The organism is Mycobacterium kyogaense, from assembly GCF_003254575.1.
Lineage (GTDB): Bacteria > Actinomycetota > Actinomycetes > Mycobacteriales > Mycobacteriaceae > Mycobacterium > Mycobacterium kyogaense.
Genome location: NZ_QJUA01000064.1, coordinates 1 through 20,180, shown reverse-complemented (window position 1 = coordinate 20,180; position 20,180 = coordinate 1). Strand labels below are relative to the sequence as shown.

The 20,180-nt window shown below is 67.7% G+C and carries 20 protein-coding genes, 1 tRNA gene and 1 pseudogene; 15 read left to right on the top strand and 7 right to left on the bottom strand.

The window, feature by feature from the left end:
* The first annotated feature begins 104 nt into the window (after window positions 1-104).
* On the top strand, window positions 105-644 hold the full coding sequence (locus DMB80_RS26190) for a hypothetical protein (protein WP_111512505.1): 540 nt from the start codon (window positions 105-107) through the stop codon (window positions 642-644).
* 1 nt (window position 645) lies between these two features.
* Here the strand turns inward: DMB80_RS26190 and DMB80_RS26185 are convergent, their stop codons facing one another.
* Window positions 646-1,671, bottom strand: coding sequence for an NAD(P)H-dependent glycerol-3-phosphate dehydrogenase (locus DMB80_RS26185; protein ID WP_048423321.1), 1,026 nt, complete (start codon window positions 1,669-1,671; stop codon window positions 646-648).
* 81 nt (window positions 1,672-1,752) lie between these two features.
* Between DMB80_RS26185 and DMB80_RS26180 the strand changes: the two genes are divergently transcribed.
* Entirely contained in the window at window positions 1,753-2,232 is a 480-nt protein-coding gene (locus DMB80_RS26180; protein ID WP_111512504.1) for a hypothetical protein, read from the top strand.
* A 66-nt stretch (window positions 2,233-2,298) separates the two neighbouring features.
* Here the strand turns inward: DMB80_RS26180 and DMB80_RS26175 are convergent, their stop codons facing one another.
* Window positions 2,299-2,790, bottom strand: coding sequence for a YajQ family cyclic di-GMP-binding protein (locus DMB80_RS26175; RefSeq protein ID WP_048423319.1), 492 nt, complete (start codon window positions 2,788-2,790; stop codon window positions 2,299-2,301).
* A gap of 135 nt (window positions 2,791-2,925) precedes the next feature.
* On the opposite strand from DMB80_RS26175, the gene DMB80_RS26170 reads away from it, so the two are divergent.
* A tRNA-Tyr gene (locus DMB80_RS26170) sits at window positions 2,926-3,008 on the top strand.
* 53 nt (window positions 3,009-3,061) lie between these two features.
* Here DMB80_RS26170 and DMB80_RS26165 read toward each other — a convergent pair.
* Window positions 3,062-3,355, bottom strand: coding sequence for a hypothetical protein (locus DMB80_RS26165; protein WP_205538944.1), 294 nt, complete (start codon window positions 3,353-3,355; stop codon window positions 3,062-3,064).
* A gap of 453 nt (window positions 3,356-3,808) precedes the next feature.
* On the opposite strand from DMB80_RS26165, the gene DMB80_RS28870 reads away from it, so the two are divergent.
* From DMB80_RS28870 to DMB80_RS26135, 6 genes and pseudogenes are all read left to right on the top strand, one after another.
* Window positions 3,809-5,248, top strand: coding sequence for a hypothetical protein (locus DMB80_RS28870; protein ID WP_121497473.1), 1,440 nt, complete (start codon window positions 3,809-3,811; stop codon window positions 5,246-5,248).
* Window positions 5,249-5,372: 124 nt separating this feature from the next.
* The gene (locus tag DMB80_RS26155; RefSeq protein ID WP_111512503.1) at window positions 5,373-6,188 is read left to right on the top strand and encodes a helix-turn-helix transcriptional regulator; all 816 of its coding nucleotides are present in this window, start codon (window positions 5,373-5,375) and stop codon (window positions 6,186-6,188) included.
* A 34-nt stretch (window positions 6,189-6,222) separates the two neighbouring features.
* Window positions 6,223-6,528, top strand: coding sequence for an EthD family reductase (locus DMB80_RS26150; RefSeq protein WP_162938721.1), 306 nt, complete (start codon window positions 6,223-6,225; stop codon window positions 6,526-6,528).
* A 16-nt stretch (window positions 6,529-6,544) separates the two neighbouring features.
* A pseudogene (locus DMB80_RS26145) lies at window positions 6,545-6,987 on the top strand (aldo/keto reductase); the annotation flags it as partial.
* Between the two features lie 51 nt (window positions 6,988-7,038).
* The gene (locus DMB80_RS26140; protein ID WP_111512501.1) at window positions 7,039-7,842 is read left to right on the top strand and encodes a bestrophin-like domain; all 804 of its coding nucleotides are present in this window, start codon (window positions 7,039-7,041) and stop codon (window positions 7,840-7,842) included.
* A gap of 16 nt (window positions 7,843-7,858) precedes the next feature.
* Window positions 7,859-8,809: a tripartite tricarboxylate transporter substrate binding protein gene (locus DMB80_RS26135; protein ID WP_111512500.1), complete on the top strand. Its 951-nt coding sequence runs from the start codon at window positions 7,859-7,861 to the stop codon at window positions 8,807-8,809.
* A 9-nt stretch (window positions 8,810-8,818) separates the two neighbouring features.
* On the opposite strand, the gene DMB80_RS26130 is transcribed toward DMB80_RS26135, so the two are convergent.
* A complete protein-coding gene (locus DMB80_RS26130) occupies window positions 8,819-9,652 on the bottom strand; it encodes a hypothetical protein (RefSeq protein ID WP_205538942.1) in 834 nt (277 codons plus the stop codon).
* 138 nt (window positions 9,653-9,790) lie between these two features.
* On the opposite strand from DMB80_RS26130, the gene DMB80_RS26125 reads away from it, so the two are divergent.
* Window positions 9,791-11,566: an ABC transporter ATP-binding protein gene (locus DMB80_RS26125; protein ID WP_111512499.1), complete on the top strand. Its 1,776-nt coding sequence runs from the start codon at window positions 9,791-9,793 to the stop codon at window positions 11,564-11,566.
* Window positions 11,563-12,552: a phospholipase D-like domain-containing protein gene (locus DMB80_RS26120; RefSeq protein ID WP_111512498.1), complete on the top strand. Its 990-nt coding sequence runs from the start codon at window positions 11,563-11,565 to the stop codon at window positions 12,550-12,552. Before DMB80_RS26125 ends, DMB80_RS26120 begins: the two co-directional genes overlap by 4 nt.
* A 7-nt stretch (window positions 12,553-12,559) precedes the next feature.
* On the opposite strand, the gene DMB80_RS26115 is transcribed toward DMB80_RS26120, so the two are convergent.
* Together DMB80_RS26115 and DMB80_RS26110 are read right to left on the bottom strand one after the other, a co-directional pair.
* The gene (locus tag DMB80_RS26115; protein ID WP_111512506.1) at window positions 12,560-14,569 is read right to left on the bottom strand and encodes a universal stress protein; all 2,010 of its coding nucleotides are present in this window, start codon (window positions 14,567-14,569) and stop codon (window positions 12,560-12,562) included.
* A 119-nt stretch (window positions 14,570-14,688) separates the two neighbouring features.
* Window positions 14,689-16,029, bottom strand: coding sequence for a PQQ-dependent sugar dehydrogenase (locus tag DMB80_RS26110; protein WP_240431401.1), 1,341 nt, complete (start codon window positions 16,027-16,029; stop codon window positions 14,689-14,691).
* 598 nt (window positions 16,030-16,627) lie between these two features.
* Here DMB80_RS26110 and usfY point away from each other — a divergent pair.
* Complete coding sequence (gene usfY / locus DMB80_RS26105; RefSeq protein ID WP_111512496.1) at window positions 16,628-16,936, top strand: protein UsfY; 309 nt, start codon at window positions 16,628-16,630, stop codon at window positions 16,934-16,936.
* A gap of 158 nt (window positions 16,937-17,094) precedes the next feature.
* Window positions 17,095-18,396 carry a PE-PPE domain-containing protein gene (locus tag DMB80_RS26100; protein WP_111512495.1) on the top strand — a complete coding sequence of 434 codons (1,302 nt, stop codon included), beginning with the start codon at window positions 17,095-17,097 and terminating at the stop codon, window positions 18,394-18,396.
* 19 nt (window positions 18,397-18,415) lie between these two features.
* Here the strand turns inward: DMB80_RS26100 and DMB80_RS26095 are convergent, their stop codons facing one another.
* The gene (locus DMB80_RS26095) at window positions 18,416-18,706 is read right to left on the bottom strand and encodes a hypothetical protein (RefSeq protein WP_162938718.1); all 291 of its coding nucleotides are present in this window, start codon (window positions 18,704-18,706) and stop codon (window positions 18,416-18,418) included.
* Between the two features lie 179 nt (window positions 18,707-18,885).
* Here DMB80_RS26095 and DMB80_RS26090 point away from each other — a divergent pair, with 179 nt between their 5' ends.
* A complete protein-coding gene (locus tag DMB80_RS26090) occupies window positions 18,886-19,050 on the top strand; it encodes a hypothetical protein (RefSeq protein ID WP_162938720.1) in 165 nt (54 codons plus the stop codon).
* A gap of 71 nt (window positions 19,051-19,121) precedes the next feature.
* A partial coding sequence (locus DMB80_RS28285; protein ID WP_162938719.1) for a DUF7159 family protein occupies window positions 19,122-20,180 on the top strand: 1,059 nt, incomplete at its 3' end.

Genomic DNA, 20,180 nt, shown 5'->3' with positions numbered 1-20,180 from the left:
TGTCGGTGTTGTGTTTTGGTTTGGCGTGATGCGGCGAGCACCGTGATCTCGTCGCTTCTTATCGTGGGCAGCGTCAGATGTTTATAAGGGACAGCATCTAGTCTGTGACGGTGTCGAGCAGAGCTCTTGTCGGCGCGGCGTGCCTGGCCGCGGCCGGTGTCCTCAACGCGGCAGGTCTGGCTGCCGCGCAGCCACCCACCCCGCCGCCGCCGCCTCCGCCTGCCCCCAACGTGAACGCGTGGGCCCCGGCGAATCCACAGAACTACGCCGTCTTCGACGGTGCGGCGTACGCGTTCAGCTCCAACGGCCTGACCTGCATGCTGCAGCGGTCGGGCGGCTACGGCTGCAACGGCGTCCTGCCGGGAGCACCCGAGGGCGCCAACCTGATCAGCGGTGCCGCAGGCGGAGTGCCCGGGTTCTCGGCGGCGCCCGCCCCGATCTACGGCGGTCCCGTCAAGGCGTTGCCGCCCAATACGCGGCTGAGCTTCGGCGATGTCAGCTGCGGCGGTGACGGCACGCTGACGGCGTGCGTGGACAGCCGCAACCAGGCGGGCTTCGTGGTGAGCCCGACAGCCTCCTGGGTCGTCAACGAGACCAACCCGCTGCTGGCCCGGCCCGAGGGCACCAACCCTTACTTCAACTGACTCAGAACCCTGAGCCGTGCACCTCATGGCCGGGCTTCTCCAGCATCAACCCGTGGTAGGCGTCCTCGACGGTCGCACCGTGGTTGACCACGCCGTCGACCTCCCGTGCGATCGGCATCGAGATGTCGAGCTTCTCGGCGAACTCCATGATCACGCTGGACGCCTTGACCCCCTCGGCGACCTGGTTCATCGACTCGATGATCTCCTCGATCGGCTTGCCGGCCCCCAGCTGCTCGCCCACGTGGCGGTTTCGGCTGCGCTGGCTGGTGCACGTCACGATCAGATCGCCCATGCCGGCCAGCCCCGCGAAGGTGTCGCGGTGCCCGCCGATCGCCTCACCCATCTTCGACATCTCGCGCACCGCCCGCGCCATCACCATCGCGCGGGTGTTCTCCCCGATGCCCAGCGAATAGCCCATGCCGACGGCGATCGCGTACACGTTCTTGAGCGCTCCGGCCATCTCGACGCCCACCACGTCGTCGGTGGTGTAGGTGCGGAAACGCTTGGTGCGGAACAGGTTCGCGAGTTGGGCAGCGAGGTGCTGGTCGGGCATGGCGAGCACGGCGGCCGCGGCGTAGCCCTCGGCGACCTCGCGGGCGATGTTGGGGCCGGCCAGGATTCCCGCCGGATGGCCCGGCAGCACCTCGTCGACGACCTGGCTCATCCGGTAGTTCGTGCCCTGCTCGAGGCCTTTGACCAGTGACACGACAGGCACCCACGGGCGCAGCGACGCCGCCAATTCGGTGAGGACGCCGCGGAATCCGTGCGAGGGCACGCCCATGACGATGACGTCGGCGCACTCGGCGGCTTCGACGAAGTCGGTGGTCGCCTTCAGATCGTGGGCCAGCTCCACCTCGTTGCCCAGGTATTTGGTGTTGCGATGGTGGTTGTTGATGTCATCGGCGGTCTCCTGCGAGCGCACCCACTGCAGCGTCGGGCCGCGCCGCGCGCAGATCGAGGCCACGGTGGTGCCCCAGGATCCGCCCCCGAGGACGACGACTTTGGGATCGCGCTGTGCAGGTGCCATGGGAGATCACCCTAGGGGCGGTGACTGACCGGCGAGGCGGGTTTGGTGGGCATAATGATGAGACGTTGCTGAGGGGGTCCTGTGTCGGTCACGGTGTCGACGATCGAAGCTTCCGACCCGCAGAGCGTGACCGCGGCGGCGGGTCAGCTCGGCGGTCACATCGCCGAGCTCGAGGCCGCCGTCGCCGAGCAGCGGGCTGCGCTGGCACGCATAGACGCGGCCTGGGAGGCGACCGGCGGCGTGGCCGCTGCGGAGACGGCCGAGCTGGACATCGCAGCGCAGGTGGAGCTGCGGACCCGACTGGAATCGGTGCGAGCCGCGCTGACGACGGGTGGGGCGCACCTCGACGCGATCCGGGTCGGGCTGATGGAGCTGGTGTCGGCGCTGCGGGCCATGGGGTGGACGGTCACCGACGACGGGTTCGCCATCGCACCCTTCTTCCCGCCGGTTCTCAAGCACTTCGAGCCCGGGTTCACCGCGGTGATCCAACGGCTGGTGGGGTTGTTCGACGAGGTCGACGGCACTACTGCCGACGCGGTACGCGCCGCCGTCGACTACTGACCCGCCGAGCGTGGGTCTTGTGCACGCTCTACGCCGCTTTTGCGTGCACAACCCCCACGTTGGCGCTCAGCGGTAGTTGACGAACTGCAGCGCCACTTCGAGGTCGGCGCCGCGCAGCAGGGCCTGGACGGCCTGCAGATCGTCACGCTTCTTGGAGCTGACGCGGATCTCCTCGCCCTGGATCTGGGCCTTGACGCCCTTGGGGCCCTCGTCACGGATGAGCTTGGTGATCTTCTTGGCGTTCTCGCTGTCGATGCCCTGCTTGATGCTGCCGATGACCTTGTAGGTCTTGCCGGAGGGCTGCGGGTCGCCCGCGTCGAACGCCTTCATCGAGATGTCGCGCCGGATGAGCTTTTCCTTGAAGACGTCGACGGCGGCCTTGACGCGTTCCTCGGTGGAGGAGACGAGGATGATGCCTTCCTCGCCCTGCCACTCGATCGTCGTGTCGGTGCCCCGGAAGTCGAAGCGGGTGGACAACTCCTTGGCCGCCTGGTTGAGCGCGTTGTCGACCTCTTGGCGGTCAGCCTTGCTGACGATGTCGAACGATGAATCCGCCATGGACCCGTCCCTCCCTCGTGATCGTTGCGTGGTTCCATCTTGGCCGCAGGCCTGCGCGGCGGCCAAGCCACCCTGGCGATTTGTCGTCAGGGTATGCCGTCGTTGTATCCTGCTGTGCGCGCTACACGCGAACCCGGCAGGTTGCCCGAGCGGCCAATGGGAGCGGACTGTAAATCCGTCGGCTAACGCCTACACAGGTTCGAATCCTGTACCTGCCACACTGATCAGGCCCCCTTTCGAGGGGGCCTGATGTGTTCGGGGATCGGTGAGCTCAGTCCGGCCAGACGCCCTCGAGCATCTCCCACTGTTCGCCCTCGACAGCATTGTCGACGCAGACGCTACGATCGGTCAGTCTCCAGACCCATCGTCCGTTGGGCGCTTGCAGAGTCACCAAGCGGCCATCGAATGTCAGTCCGATCTCAGGATTGCGGCCCAGACTCGCGAGCACGTGGCTGGCGAACCACATCACCGGGGTCGCACGGTCGACATGTAACTCGTCGCCTTCGCGGCGGAACCGAATCTCGCCCGTCACACACGGTGCGTTCGTTTTCGCCATCGTCGTCATGTGAAGTATTCGGTGCCGGCCTCGCCACGGATGGAAATTCATATCGCGGAAGCAAATCTGGCAGCGAACTGTGAATTCTCTTGATTCAATTTGCTATTGATGACCAAATCATGACGATCTACACGGCGGCTGTCCTCATGCGGCGATCTCGCTGCCATGAGAGCGATCCAGTTCTAGGAATGGAGGGCCACGGAAAATTACCGTGCGCGTTACTAATTAGAGCTCAGACCGGCAGGTGGCGATGTGTGATCCTCGCTGGCCCAGGCGTCACTGGCCTGCTGCGCGACCTCGCATGCTGCTGTCCGGTCGCCGTAATTTATTACGAGTTTTTTTGCTTCAAGATCATATCGGTGATGCCGGGAAATGCTTTCAGCAAATGCGTAGCGTCGGCGCTGCCCTCCTTGATCCACCAGGGTTCGCGCTGAATATCACTACTTCTCAGGGGGTTCACCCATGTCCAAACACCGCAACCGTGCGCCGCGGACGCCTCTGCGCCAACAGCTCGCCGTCGGAGTCTCCGGGGCCGCGCTCGTCGGAGCGGGCGTTCTCTTGGTCTGGCCGTCGGATGCCACGCCGACGGTCGTAGCCGATGTCCAGCTGGCCTCGACCGATAGCCCATTGTCAGAAGACTCATCGACTCTGCCCTGGTGGCTGGGTCACTCGGGCGGCGACCGGACCGCCGCGGCAGTCGCGGCGGCCACGCCCGCGGCTACGATGCGGCCGGTCGTCGGGCCCGGAGGCTGGCTCTACGGCGACGGCCTCGATGCCCTGGCGATCAACCCCGACTGCACCGCCAACTGTCGCGGCGGCAACGGCGGTCTGTTGGGCGGCAGCGGCGGTGACGGTGCGTACGGCGGTGCCGGCGGCAACGGTGGTCTGTTCTTTGGAAACGGCGGCGCCGGCGGCAACGGGGTCGATGCCTTCACGACCGCAGCAGGTGTCCGGGTCGCGGCCACCGCGGGCGGTGACGGCGGCAGCTCGGGTCTGTTCGGCGATGCCGGCGACGGCGGTAATGGCGGCAACGACTACAACGCACTCAGTTCCACCGTCGCAGGAGCCAACGATGCTGTGGGAGCGGCGGGCGGGTCCGGCGGGCGTGGTGGCCGGATCAGTGGCAACGGTGGCAACGGCGGCCGCGGAGGATTGGCCGACTCGGTCAACGGCAACGCGAGCGGAGGGCGAGGCGGCGCGGGCGGCGCAGCCACCACCGGTACCGGAGGCAACGGAGGTGACGGCGGATCGGCGTCGACTGATGCCGACGGAACGCACGTCGCGACCGGTGGTGCCGGCGGCAACGGCGGCGCCGGTGCGCCCGGTGGTGCCGGTGGTGCCGGCGGGTCGGTGAACAACGCCTTCGGCCAGGGTGCCGACGGAGTGGGCGGCAATGGCGGTTCCGGTGGCGCGGCAACGAGCGGAATGGGCGGAGCCGGCGGCAGCGGCGGCTTCGTGGCCACCGACGAGGGTGATGCCACCGGCGGAATGGGCGGCAGCGGCGGTAAGGGCGCCGCGTCTGCGGCGGGCGGCGCCGGCGGTGCCGGCGGCAGCGCGAGTTCGGCCGGGAGTAACCGGTTCGGGCCTGACGGCGATGGCGGCACCGCCACCGCCGGGGCAGGCGGCAGCGGCGGCAGCGGCGGGAACACCCGCGGACGGGGTGGTGCCGGTGGCGCCGGTGGCGACGCCGACACCGACGGCGGACCCGCCGCCGACGGCGGTAACGGCGGCATGGGCGGCAATGGCGGCACCGTGGCCGGGACCGGTGGTGATGGCGGCCGCGGCGGCAGCACCATCGGCGGCGACACCCACACCCCCGGTACCGGCGGCGCGGGCGGGCGAGCTGGTATCGGCGGGAAGTCCGGTGCCAACGGTTCTGGTGGAACCAGTAGCGACGCCTAGTCACTTCGGACCCCGCAGAGCCTCGGGCGCGGCAACCGTCGCGCTCGAGGCCTCGCCGTCCCTGCGCTAGACGGGGTGCACCACAACCAGGAACGAGGCGTCGGTGCCTCCTAAACTTCTGGGCATGGCCAGCAACGGTCTCGGCGATTACCTGCGATTCCGTCGTGGCCAGCTGGCGCCGGCGCACGTGGGCCTGCCTACAACCGGGTTGCGACGGGTCAGCGGGCTGCGGCGGGAGGAGGTGGCGCTGCTGGCCGGGATGAGCGTCGACTACTACACCCGCCTCGAGCAGGGCCGGGAACGCAACCCCTCGCCCCAGGTGATCGACGCCCTGTCAGCGGTTCTTCAGCTCCCCGACGATGCGCGCGAGCACCTGTTCCGGCTGGCGGGACTGAGCCCTCAGGAACGGGGCAGCGCCAGCAACCGCGTCGACCCCGCGCTGCGGGAACTCCTCGAGATGTGGCCGGTCAATCCGGCGTTTGTCTACAACAGGGCGTACGACGTCCTCGCCAGCAATGACATCGCCGATGCTCTCTTCCCGCAGTGGGTGCGCTCGAAGAACATGATGCACGTGGTCTTCACCGAGCCGGCTGCGCAGAACTTCTATTGCAACTGGGCTGTCGTCGCCGAGGATGCCGTCGCCGGTTTCCGGCATGGTTTCGGGCTCGCGCCCAAGGATGTGCGTCTCTGTACGGTGCGCGACCAGCTTCTCGAGGCCAGCCCGGCGTTCGCCGAGTTGTGGACCCACAACGACGCTCGGCGGAAGTCACTGCAGGCCAAATCGTTCCGGCACCCGGTCGTGGGTCCGATCACACTCACGATGCAGACCTTCGATGTGCGTTCCAGTCCCGGACAGGAGCTGGTCGTCTATCACGCCGAACCCAATTCGCCCAGCGCAGAAGCCCTGTCGCTGCTGTGTTCGTGGGCGGCCACCAGCTGACGTCGAGCGACCATTCCCAACGAGAGGATCCACCATGTCCGTTCTACTGGTCACCTACGTCGGTGACGGCACCAGCTCCTTCGACCGCAATTACTACGACAACAACCACATTCCGTTCGTGGGTGAGACGTGGGCGCCGTTCGGTCTGGAGCGCGCCGACGTGTACTACCCCGAAGATGCCGTGGACGGTCAACATGTCGTGGCGGTGGCGCTGTGTCACTTCACTGACCGTGCGGGCCTGGACCGCGCGTTGACTGCGCCCGAATCCGCCCCTGTCGTAGAGGATGTCAAGAACTTCACCGATCTCGCACCGATCATGACGGTGGTCTCCCCAGCGTGAAGCGGACAACGCCCGGATCGAGGACACCGTCGGTGCGATGGCAGAGCTGGTGGAAGCAGGCAAGGTTCGCTACCTCGGCCTGAGTGAGGTCAGCGCTGACCTGCTGCGCCGAGCGCATGCGGTGCACCCGATCGCTGCGGTGCAGAGCGAATACTCCTGTGGACAAGGGATGTCGAGCAGGTGGCGCCCGTGATGGCCGAACTCGGGATCGGTCTGGTGCCCTGTGCGCCCCCGGGACGCGGCTTCCTGCCGGCCCAGATCGCCCTGGCGTGGGTCTACGCGCAGGCCGAGCGGCTGGGTGTGTCGGTGGTTCCGATCCCCGGAACTCGCCACTCCGAACGGCTCGACCAGAACGTCGCGTCGCTGGATGTCGAGCTCGACGACGACGCACTTGCGCAACTCCAGCCGCTGAGCGATCAGGTGCAGGGTGGCCGCTACGCTGATCGCGGCGTGCGCTGACGGTTTCGCCGAGCCGCCACGCAAACGGCCGACCACCCATAGAGTCTTGCCGTGCTCACGTGGCTGATCCCGCTCATCGTGCTTGCCGTGGTCGCCACCGCAGTCACCGCGAAACTGGTGGTGCGCACCAGCGCGCCCGAGGGCGGATGGTTCCTCGATCTGACCCGAAGCGCCGGCTCGCTGTCGGTCATCGGCACGATGTTCGCCGTCATGCTGGCGTTCGTGATCTTGTTCGCGCTTCAGAGTTTTCAGCGTGCTCGAGAAGGCGCGAGCATCGAAGCGATCGCCCTCACCGAGATGAACTCGGTGGCCACGATCCTGCCTCCGCCCGCAGGTGACCGGCTTCGCGGCGATCTGGTGTGTTACGCCCGCGCGGTGATCGGCGACGAGTGGCCCGCGATGCGCGACGGCCGCACCAGCGACGTCACCGAGGACTGGGTGGACCGGTTGCGCGTCGACTTCGCCGCCACCACACCCGGGGATGCGCGCCAGGAAGCGGCGTACGGGCAGTGGTTCGACCAGGAAGCGCAGCGCCGTGACGGGCGGCGGGAACGGCTCGCCGAAGCCGAACCCACGCTGCCCGCGCCGCTGTGGTTCGCGCTCGGCGCCGGCGCCTTTCTGACGTTGAGCTACATGGTGATTCAGGCCGACCCGCGAGAGAGCAAGTTCATCCAGGCGCTGCCGATCGCGTGTGTCTCGGCGTTGATCACCGCCGGACTGCTCGTCGTGTTCTTTCTCGATCGTCCCTATGCCGGTGACCACGGCAGCATCGCCCCGGTCGAAATGACCCGCACGCTGGCGCGTATCGACGTCGGTGTCCAAGCCCCGTGCGACGAGCGCGGCGACCCCCGTTAGGAAGGCCTGCCCACCCATGAAGATGTTGACGCGCAGCGTGCTCGCGCTGATGCTCCTGTTCGCGATCGCCCCGACGGCCGCCGCGGCGCCTTATCCGACCGGCCCGGTGACCATGACGGCCGGCGCCGGCCCCGGCAGTGGGTTCGATCTGACGATCCGTTCCGTGGTCGATGCCCTGCAGGCCGAGCGCATCGTCAATGTGCCTCTGCCGGTGCAGAATCGGCCCGGCAACAGTGGGTCGGACTTCCTGGCCGCGATGGTCGAGCAGTACCGGGGTGCTGACGATCAGCTGTCGGTTGCCTCGCTGGCGACCATGATGAACCAGATCCGGGGCGTATCCCGGTACGGCTACCGCGATGTCACGATGATCGCCCGGTTGATGACCGAGTACTTCGTCGTCGTCACCACCCCGACCTCCCCGTATCAGAACCTCACCGACCTGATGGCGGCGATCAAGGCCGACCCGGCCCGCGTCACCGTCGGCGCCGCGCCCGACGACGAGGCGCCCTTCGATCTGCTGGTCAGCGCTGCCGGCGGCGATCCGCGGGCGACCCGCTACGTCGCGCACGAGGGCGGTGGCGAGCAGACCGCGGCGCTGCTCGGCGGTGAGGTAGAGGTGGCGATCGGCGGGGTCAGCGAGTTCGTCGACCAGATCCGCAGCGGGCAGCTGCGCGGACTCGGGGTGTTGTCGGAGGATCGGCTGCCCGGCCTCGACCTGCCGACGGCGCGCGAACAGGGTCTGGATGTGACGCTGGCCAACTGGCGTGGACTCTATGGACCGCCGGCGATGCCGCAGTACGCCGTCGACTACTGGCGGCAGGCGCTTGCAACCATGGTGCAAACCCCTACCTGGAAGGGCATCGCCGAGCGCAGCGGATTCGTCACGACGTTCATGGTCGGGGACGAGTTGCAGGCGTTCCTCGCCGACACCCAGGCCGACGCCGAGGCGGCGTACCGGGTCGCCTGACGACACCGCCTAACGCAGCCTCAGCCCCCGGCGGCGCACCCACAGCACCGCGGCTGCGGTGGCCAACGCCCACACCGCCAGTGCGATCCCCAGATGAACGATGCTCTTGGTGTCGCGGCCGAGGATGGGGCCGATGGCTGCCGGCACCCTGTTCCAGAACACGTTGTGTTCCACGCCGCCGATCGGATCGGCGATGTAGTACAGCGCGTACGGAAGGGTCAGCGCGGTCACCCAGAACGCCACGCGGCGGGTGTCGGAGCGGTGCCGCCACCGCCGGATCAGCGGCGCGGCGGCCACGGGCAGCAGCACGGACACCAGATTGCCGATGCCGAGCCAGGAGATCACCGGCACCAGGACATTGGGGATCGTCCGGACCAGTCGTGACGGCGTGTCGAACCACAGCGTGAACAGCACCGCGGCCACCAGCGTGGGCAGTCCCACGACGGCGAACAGGGCGAGGTTCTTCACCAGCAGCACCCGCCACAGGGGTGTGCCGGCCGCCAGTGCGGCCGTCACCCGGTAGTGGTCTGAGCCGAGCATGTTCGTGGTCGTGATGTCGGCGAGGATGAACGATGCGAAGTAGGTGTCGACGACGACGATCAGATCGTTGTGCATGTTGTGCCGCGTCAGGGGCTGCACGATCAACCACAGGGCGGCGAGCACCGCGTTGATCGCGACACCGCTCAGGCAGGTCCGGGGCGGGCGGAACATCCAGCGGATCTCGGCGGCGACAGCGCGCGGCAAAGGCAATGACAGTGCGAGCGCGGTCCGCCGCGCGCTGTAGGGGCGGGCCGCGCCGGCCCGCGCCATCGCCCGCGCGCAGCGATGAACCACCGTGTTCATTCCAGATCCAGACGCATCGTTGCCGGCCAAAGTGTCTGCACCCTACCGTCGACACCTGAAGTTTCGTCACCTCCGAGCAACGTCGGCGATGTACTGTGTGTCCGCTCGATTGACGACTCCGACAGCGAGGCGCGTGCCGTGAGATTGATCTTGGACTTGCTTCGCCCCTACCGGTGGTCGGTGGCCGGCATCTTCGCGGTTCTCTGCGTCCAGATCGCGATGGGCCTGGCCGCGCCGTGGCCGCTGAAGGTCGTGCTCGACAGCGTGGTCGGCGATCATCCGCTGCCGCCGTGGCTGCATGGGCTGCTGCAGCCCATCCTCGGCGGTGAGGGCAAGATGCACGTCGCCGGTCTGGCCGCGATCATGGTGATCGTCATCGCGGTGATCGCCGCCATTGCCACCTACGCGGCCAATTACCTCACCGAGACGGTCGGCCAGCGGGTCGGCAACGACCTGCGCACCCGCGCCTACCATCACCTGCAGCAGCTGTCTCTGAGCTACTTCGACACTCACCGCGTCGGACCCATCCTGTCCACGCTGACCGACGACGTCGACACCATCCAGGATTTCGCGTCCGCCTCGACGCTGGGCATCGCGACCGACCTTCTCACCATCGTGGGCATGCTCGGCCTGATGCTGTACCTGCAGTGGGATTTCACGCTGGTCGCGCTCGCCGTCGCCCCGCTGCTGCTGCTGTTCGTCTCCCGCATCCGCAAGGCGGTGAAGGCGGCGACGCATGAGGTTCGTCGGCGGGAATCCGATATCGTCGCCGTCGCCGAGGAGGGGCTGCAGTCGATCCGGGTCGTCAAGGCCTTCGACCGTGGCGACCAGCAGGAGCAGCAGCTGGCGATCGCCGGTCAGCAGGCCGTCGACGCCGCGCTGAACGCGCGCCGGGTCAAATCCGTCGTGTCGCCGATCGTGGCTGTCGTGGTCGCCGCGTGTACGGCGCTGGTGCTGTGGCGCGGTTCGGCGCTCATCCTCGCCGGTGCGATGACCGCGGGCACGCTGACGGTGTTCATCAGCTATTTGGCGTCGTTCTTCAAACCGGTGCAGGACTTGGCGAAGCTGACGAACACGATCGCGATGGCCGCGGTCGGCGTCGAGCGGGTGGCCGCACTGTTGGATGCCGAGACCGGCATCGAGGAGAAGCCGGACGCCGTGGCGGCGGCAAAGATCAAGGGCGGCATCCGGTTCGACAGGGTGGCGTTCAGTTACGACGGCGAGAAGCCGGTGCTGCGGGATGTGACCTTCGATGTGGCCCCCGGTCAGCTCGTCGGCATCGTCGGGCACACGGGGAGCGGTAAATCGTCTCTGGTGAGCTTGATTCCCCGCTTCTACGACCCCAGCATGGGGTCGGTCCATATCGACAATGTGGACTTGCGCGACTACAAGCTGCACGAATTGCGTCAGCAGATCGGATACGTGCTGCAGGACACGGTGCTCTTCCGGGGCACGATCCGGGACAACATCGCGTTCGGCCGGCCGGATGCCAGCCACGAGGAGATCGTGGAGGCAGCGAAACTCGCCAATGCGCACGAGTTCATCTCCGATATGCCCCAGGGCTACGACAGCGCGGTCGGCGAGCGTGGCATGACGTTGTCCGGCGGGCAGCGGCAGCGGATCGGCATCGCCCGCGCGCTCATCCGAGACAGCCCGATCCTGATCCTCGACGAGCCCACGGCCGCGCTGGACGCCCAGTCCGAGCATCTGGTGATGGGCGCGCTGCAGCGGCTGATGAGTGACCGCACCGTGCTGACGATCGCCCACCGGCTCTCGACGATCCGTGATGCCGACAAAATCGTCGTGCTCGAGGAAGGTCGCGTCATCGAAGAGGGCACCCACAGCGAGTTGCTGGAGCTGGGCGGCAGATACGCTGAGCTTCACCGCATCCAGTACGAGGACGAGACACCGTGACCCGCTCCCTGATCATCCTGCCCGACGACTCGGCGCAGCCTGTTCTCGACGCCATCCACACCGCCGGCAAGTCCGTGCGGGTCAAGATGTTCGCGTTCAGTCATCAGCCGCTGCTCGACGCCATCGTCGAGGCCCACAAGCGTGGCGTCCTGGTCAAGGTGATGCTGAACCCCGAGCGCCGCGACGGCGAAACCGACAATGACGGCGCACGTGATCTGTTGATGGAGTACGGCATCGATGTCACCGAGAGCAATCCGTCGTTCGGGCTGACCCACGAGAAGTCGATGGTGATCGACGACGAGTTCGCGTTCGTGGAGTCGCTGAACTGGACCGACGAGAACTTCACCGAGACCCGCGACTACGCGGTGGTCACGCCGAGTTCGCACGAGGTGCTCGAGATCATCGAGTGCTTTGAAGCCGATTGGGCGCGTGAGGAATTCAATCCCGGTGACGATGCGCGGCTGATCTGGTGCCCGACCAACGGGCGAGCTCGGATCGCCGACTTCATCGATCGCGCCGAGAAGACGTTGTTCGTCCAGAACGAGCGCTATCAGGACCCGGTCATCATCGAGCGGCTGGTGCGCGCGGCACGCCGGGGGGTGAAGGTGCACGTGATGGCCCGCGCCGCCCACCATCTGAAGGCCGACAAGCTGCTCGAGGGGGTCAGCGGATTGCGCATCCTCGAGGACGTCGGCATCAAGATCCACCGGCTCAAGCACCTCAAGCTGCACGCGAAGATGATGGTCGCCGACCACGAGCGGGCGATCGTCGGCTCGATCAATCTGTCACCGGGCAGTTTCGACCACCGTCGCGAACTCGCGATCGAAGTCGACGACGACCATCTGATGTCCAGGCTGAACCACGTGGCTCACCACGACTGGAAGCATTCCGCGCCACTGGATCTCAGTGACGAGGCACTGCTGGCCGAGCTCGCCCACAGTGACAAGCGCCAGGTCGAGCAACTGGGGTTGCATCGCCGCGAGTAGCAGGGGGTCAGCGCGCCCCGCTGTGCACCATCTGCGTTTCCTCGGCGACTCTCGCCGAATCACCCTGGGCGCCCGCCGGAACCACCAGCACCGGCACCTCGGCATGGGCGATGACGGCCGCCGTGACACTGCCCTGCAGATGGCCCACCAGGCCGCTGCGACGATGGGGCCCCAGCACGATCAACGAGGCACCGTGGTGAGCGGCGGCGCTGACGATGCCCTTCCAGGTCGGTGTCGCCTCGACGGCCACGCTGCAGGCGCGCCATCCGGCTGCCTCTGCCAGCGAAGCGCCTTGTCCCGCTGTCCGTTCCGCGGCCGACCGTACGTCGCCCGCCCGGTCGGCATCGACGCGGTCCGCGTCCACCGGACGGAAGCCGACGTCCACCGGCTGCCACACGCAGACCACGACGGCGTTGCGGTGCGGTGGCAGGTGCTCGGCAGCCCGGGAGATCGCCGCGGCCGCCAAATCCGTTCCGTCGTAAGCGAACAGGATGGGCCGGTCACCGACATCGGTCAGGACGGGCGCCGCGGCGGAGGAACTGACGGGGCGGGGACCCGGTGCCGTCGGGAGGCCGCGGAGGCGAGCCAGGAGAGGCGGGGAGTGCCATGCCGGGGAGTCTCCGTCGAGGAACTCGTCGAGATCCGGTGTCTGCGGCCGGGCGCCGCTGAGGGCGTAGACCGCGACCCCGAATACCGCGCCGCCCACGGCGAGACCGAAACCGACCCACAGCGCGACGCCGGTTCCGGCGACGAGATCGTCCGAGACCCGGGTGGCCAGGTGCGCGAAGATCGGCGCCACCATGAAGGCCGCGACGGCGCGCAGCAATTCGATGATCGCGAAGACCCGCTGCAGGCTGTTCGACTGCAGCGAGAACCCGGCCACGAACAGCGCGGGCGCGACGGTGGCGCCGAGGGCAAGACCGGTCAGCGCGGAACCGAGAAGGGCCAGAGAGTGATTCGCCGGCAGCGAGAGCCGGAACACCAGGATGCCTGCCGCCAGCAGGGCCATCCCGACGAGCGGTAGGTAGTGCATCGCGCGCCGCGAGATCACGAAGCCGAACACGACGGCCATCACGATGGCGCCGCCCAGTTCCGGCAGATACAGCAGACCCACCTGGACGGGGCTGAACGACTGTAGGAACACCGCGGCCGTGAGCGCGGTCGCCGCCACCGACGCGGCCGCGGCGAAGAGCGCCACGCCGACCCCCGCGACCGGGATCGCGCTGGTGAGCATCGTGCGGATGGTCAACAGCGGCCGGGCGGCGCGGTACTGGTAGACGATGAGCGCGACGATCAGCAACAACCCGCCGAGCATCGGTGCGGTCACCGCGAGATCGGACAGCTCGTGGCTGGTGAGCTGTGCGGCGCCGACGAACGCCGCCGTGCACCCCACGGTCGCGAGCACGATGGCGGGCAGGTCCCGCGGTGCGTCACGGTCAGCGGGCGGTGCATCGTCGAAGGTCAACACCGCCAGGACGAGAGCGGCCAGCGCAACGGCGGCGACGATCCAGAACAGCGGCCGCCATGCGTGCGCTTCGGCTTGAACACCGCCGATGAACGGGCCGAGCGCGACAGCGCCGAACACGCACATGTTCATGATCACCGCGGTGTTGCGCAGCTTATCGCGCGGGAAGCCGATGGTCAGCGGCGGCGCAGCCGCGATCAACAGCATGCTGGTCGCCAGGCCCTGCAGCACGTGGCCGATCACGAACGCCGGCGCATTCGGTGCGGCAGCTACGGTCACCGATCCGAGCACCAGCAGCACGGCGTAGCCGACCAGCATCCTGCGCTGCGGGAGGTGCTGGGCGAACTGCACAGCCAGCACGGTGCCGACGGCATACGCGGCGTTGCCCAACCCCGAACTGATCGCCATCGTCTGGGCGCTCATGTGCAGCTGTTCGCTGATGATCGGCACCAGCGGGTCCAGGGCGGCCGACAACGCCAGGTAGGGGATGAGCGCGAGGGTGACCATGGCGGCCACCGCGGCATATCGCCCGGCGAGGGGTCCTTGGCGCATCAGCAGCACCCGATGACACGGTCGTGTTGCGAGAAGTCAGCCACGTTGGGCGGCAACCGGCCGTGGGTGCCCGGCATTCCCCGATCGGCAGTGTTGCCAGGGACCTCCCAGGAAGGTCGTCAGATCACCGGCGACACCGGCGCACCGATGCGGATGATCTGTCCGGTGTCGTAGCGCAGCTGATAGAGCGCATCATCGGGGCCCTGTACGAGCACCACGGTCCCGCCGGCCTGCGCATCGAAGTCCCGAGCGTTTCCGCACGAGGAGAAGTCGGCGGTGCAATCGAGCGCCTTGATCCAGCCCTTGACCAGGTCGGCGACCAGCAGGGTGTTCTGGAACTCGTCGCCGAGCTGGCCGCCGTCGTAGAACAGCACCGAGGTGATGGCAGCGCCGCTGTCACCGTGCCCGTAGTAGAAGATCGGATCCTGCACGCCCGCACAGTCACTGGTGCAGGGACCTTCCGAGCCGGGCCAACCGTAGTTGCCGCCGGCGATGACGTTGTCGACTTCTTCGAAGGAGTTCTCGCCCACGTCCGCGACCAAGAGCTCGCCGGTCGGGGTGAACGTCAGCCGGAACGGGTTGCGGAAGCCGTAAGCGTAGATCTGTGGGAGCGCCCCGTCGCCGAGGTCCGGGTTGTCCGACGGAATGGTGCCGTCGGGGTTGATCCGGATGATCTTGCCGTGGATGGTGCCGAGGTCTTGGGCGTTGTCGGAGTTCTTGTTGTCGCCGACGCCCCAGTAGAGCATCCCGTCCGGTCCGAATCCGAGGGCTCCGCCGTGATGGAAGAACGCTGAGCGGTCCGTCGACTGCAGCAGCACCTTCTGGGATCCGAACACCACGCGGTCTCCGCGCACGGTCAGTCGCGCCAACCGGTCGCGCGCGAAGATCGTCGTGTACGCGACGTAGATGTAGCCGTTGTCGGCGAAGTCGGGATCGACCACCAGGCCGCCGAGTCCGCGCTCGCCCTGTGTCAGCGTCGGCACCCGGTAGAGCGGTCGGCGCGAGACGTCACCGTTCTCGTCGACGACGCGGATCCGTCCGTTCTTCTCGGCGACCAGGATTCGGCCGTCGGGAAGGAATTGGAAATCCGTCGGCTGGGTGAATCCGGAGGCGACGACGGTGCGCTCGGGTGCCACCGCAGCGGCCACAGTGTCGGCGGCCGCAGTGTTCCCGTTGGCCTGCACGGTCTGCCGCGTACCCGCCGCGGTGAGCCCGGCGCCGACGAGGTCCAGCAACCTCGATGGCCGCGGGCGGGGCGCGGCCGGTTCGGCCGGGTCGGGAGCTTCGATCGTCACGGTGCGCGCTTGCCGCTCGGCGACGCGGTCGGCGCGATCGGCGGTGCGCTGCTCGCGGACAGCTGCCCGCTCCGCGCGGGCCTCGGCCCGGTCGGCCTTCACTTCGGCCCGGCGCGTCGCACGCGCCTCAGCGCGCTCGGCGGCGCGCACCCGTGGACCAGCCACCGACGAATCACTTTGCTTCGCAGTGCTGTTGGCGCTCGAGCTGGTCGACGACGCAGTGTCGCTGTCCGCAGACGCGACTGCTTGACCGGTCAGAACGGCAGCGCCGATCCCGAAAGCCACGGCGAGGCCCCCGACACGTCCGATGTGAAGGGCGGCGCTCACTCTGCTGTCCGTTCGTGAGCGCACTGACCCTGCCGACGACGATTCCCCCATGACGCCTCCTTGCGAGCGGGGCCCCCGCACCGCGCTGTCGGCGGTAACCCGGCAACACCCCGATGTGGCGACTGTAGGTCGCGGACCGGGCTCACATCGCGTTTTGGGCGCGAAACCTGTGACGTCGCTGAATGTGTGATCCAAAGGCAAGCAACGCTTTTCGCCGAAAGAAAGACCGCGCGGCGAAATGCGCAGGGGTGGTTCGATACAGCGAAGGTTGCTCGACACGCAGTGGGCCGGCCGTTTGGGTCAATGGGTGCGAATGGCTATGTCAGCAAACGATCGAGGTCATGACGCCGTAAGTATGACCCGATGATGACGGATTGATGTGATCCAGCTCACAACGGCGTATCCTCGAGGTATCCCGCCGAAGAAGGGAGTTGCGATGAAAGGCGCTCATCGCGATCCGGTGGATCACGTTCGTACGACCCTGCCGCACAGCGGCGAGTCCTTCATCGACACGCTGTGGTTGCCCGGCTTGCTGCTGATCGGAATCGGCACCGTGCTGATCGCGGGCACCGTAGCAGCGACGGCATATGGCAACCGGGATCTGTCGCTGATCCTGGCCCTGATCGCCGGCGCTCTGGTCACCGCCGGTGCGCTGCTGATCACGCTGGAACATCAGCGCGTCAAGCGGGTCGAAAGGCAGTGGCAGAAGGAGCACCCTGACCGCAGCCAGCTCCGAGCGAGCTAGCTGCAGCACCTGTCAGCAACCCCCGGGCCGGGCACCTGTCGTCACGGCATCCCGTGATTGACGCGGATATCACGATCGACTTCTGACCAATCGCCGCGAACCGGGTGTGACAGCAAATAGTGCGCCCTACACTGCTGCTGACCACTCAAGGGGGAGTAATGGGCATTCGTCGGGCGCGCGCACACGGCAGGCATCGGGCGCAGAAGCCGCAATCGGCCGGAAGGCGGGCGAAGGCGGCGGTGACCGCGGTCGGCATGGCCGGAGTCGCCGTCGCCGGCGCGGCGGTCCTCGGGACCGCTCCGACGATGTCGGCGAGCCCGCAGTTGCTCGCGACCCTGCACTACCTGCGTGGGACCACCAATGGTCATCAGGCCACGCAACAGGAGTACGAGGACTTCATCACCTCGGTGATCGACGGCACGAACGCCCCGAAGACCGACGGAGCCTACGAGAAGGTCGACTACAACGCCGGGTTCTGGCCCATCTCGGCGGGCTACTTCAAAGACCTGAAGTTCGACGATTCGGTCGCCGAGGGTGTGGCCAACCTGGGGAAAGCGAACCCGGCCCCGGGCGACGTGATCTTCGGCTTCTCTCAAGGGGCGGCCGTGGCGTCGCAGTACAAGGCCACCCACGAGGGCAACACTTACATCCTGGTCGCGAATCCGAACCGGCCCAACGGCGGCATTCTGGAGCGCTTCTCGGGAATGCACATCCCGATCCTCGACGTCAGCTTCAACGGCGCCACGCCGGCAACCGTCGACCCCACCATCGACGTCGCCCGCCAGTACGACGGCTGGGCCGACTTCCCCACCTACCTGTGGAACCCGTTGGCGATCGCCAACGCATTGGCGGGGATGGCGCTCGTGCACGGCAACACACAGTTCGTGCTGACCGCAGACGATCTCAAGGCGGCCAGAGAGTCGGGCGACAGCGACTACTACCAGGTGGACGGGAAGACCAACACCACTTATTACGTCGTGCGCACCTATCCGATCCCGCTCTTGATGCCGCTGGATCCCTTCCTGCCGGACCCGGTGATCGCCGCGCTCGACGCACCGCTCCGGAAGATCATCGAAACTGCATACGACAGAAGTGATTACGGCGCCCCGACACGCGCAACCTTCTTCCCGCGGCGCGCCGCCGCGCCGGAAATCGCTTCGGTCGACCAGCCGCAGGTCGAGCAGGAGCAGCAGCGTTCGACGCCCGAACCGCAGGGGCAGGGCGAGGACCGGGACCGGGGCGGGGCCGAGGAGCCCTCGACGCAGCGCACGTCCTGGAAGCCCGGCAAGCACCTGCGTGAAGAGGCGGCGGCCGCGAATGCCACCCGCAAGCAGAAGAAGGCGGCACGCCAGGAGGCCGCGGAGAACGCGTCGAAGGACGAGTCGAAGGGCGATAGCGCGAAGGCTGCTGATGCTCCGAAGACGGCAGACAGCCCCGCCGCGAAGGGCGAGGCTGCCTGACCCGGGTGGTCGGTGTTGGTCACCACACCCGGTGGAAGTGCCCGTGGCGGCGGTGCCGGTAGGTCGCCGCGTCCTGGGTGTGCAGGTGCGTCTTCGGTGACGTCGCGATGGAGGGGCTGAACACCCGCGGTTGGGTGGGCATGTGCGACCTGGTGTCACGCGGCGTGGCCGGCGCGTGGCTGCCGTGCCCCGTGGTGGAGTGGGTGGCCGCAGGGGTCGCGGCCGCGGCAGTGCCGGCGAGTCCGAGTGCGCCACCCAGGATGCCGGCGGTCAGCAGGGGCAGAGCGAGGATGCGAGCGGTGCTGTTCATCATGATTTCCTTTGTCTACGTTGATGTTTGAATTCTGTGTGCCGGCTGTTCCGGCGATGAGACAAGAATGCCGCTCCGGGCCGTGCCCGTCTGTCCGCCAGCGGGTGGATGGTGAGGACGAACGCGTGCTCCTCCGATCGGAGGACGCCGAAGGGCGGCTGGGGTGCAAAGGTGTGTCGATGACGTCTGCGCACTGTGCACGATGTGGCGCCGACCGGCCGTCGTGGTTGGGGGAGCCGCATCGCTGCATCGGTGATGCCGACCTGTCCTGGCTGAACTTCCATGAGATGAGCGCGCACGCCGCGATGGCGTGGCGGCGGTTTCTGCTGGAAGGACCGCCATGAGCGAGATTTGCGACGATCGGTGTGCGGGGTAGGGTCGTCCGTTAGTCGCAAAGAGATCGGATCGTGACGTCATGGACCTTGTACTCGGCTTGTCGATGACGTCGTCATCGGTGCGCTGGGTGCTCGTCGAAGGCACCGCCGGTGACGGCGCCATCATCGACCGTGGCTCAGCCGAGCGCGCCGCTGTGAACGCCGGCGCGCTGCTCGATTCGCTGCTTGGCGCCGACACTTCCCGCCGGCTGCATGCGGTGGGCCTGACCTGGTCTTCTGCGGCGGAAAGCACAGCCAGTGCGGTGTGGCAGGCGTTGACCGATCATGGCGTCGAGAACGTGATCGCGGTGTCCGACGTCGAGGCGGCAGAGATGCTCGCGCTCGGGATCGCCGACATGGCCGGGCACGAGCGGGTCGTCGTCTACGTGGCTGAACCCGGTGAATCGGTGCTGGTCGCGGTGACCCCCGATGGCGTCACGGGGGACCGGATGCACACGGCCGCGCTCGTCGACGCTCAGTTGCCCGCCGCCGATGCCGTGGTGGTGCTCGGCTCGGGTGATGTCGCGGGTGCGATGGCTGCGTTGCAGCAGCGCACCGATGCCCCGGTGGTGTCCGCGGATCAGTCAGAGCTGGCGCTGGCCCGAGGCGCGGCCCTGGCGTCGGCGTCGGCGGTGGCCCTCCTCGACGTCGCCGATCAACCCGCGGGACGGCGCCTGTCCGCGACCGCCGTGCTGGCCTCGGTGTTGGCTGCGGCGATCGTCACGCTCGTCGTGTCGGTGTCAGCAGCTGTCGGGCTCAGCCTCACCCCGGACGATCCCACTCCCCAGATGGCGCGTTCGGTGCAGCAAGAGGTCCCCGAGGCGGCGCCACCTGCGCCGGAGGTCGTCGCTCCGCCTGCACCGGCTGCGCCTCCACCGGCGCCCGCGGCTCCCGTCGTCAATGAGGTACCCGCACCCGAGGCAGCGCCGCTGCCGGCTCCGCCCGAGGCGGCGCCTGTGGTCGAGGAGCCTCCGGTGGCCGTGCCCCCGCCGGCGCCGGACTACGTTGCCCCGGCCCCGCCGCCGGACTACCTGGCCCCCGCCCCGGGTGCGCCGGTGCTGGTCACGCCCGGCGGTCCGCTTCCCGCGGCCGTCCCGCCG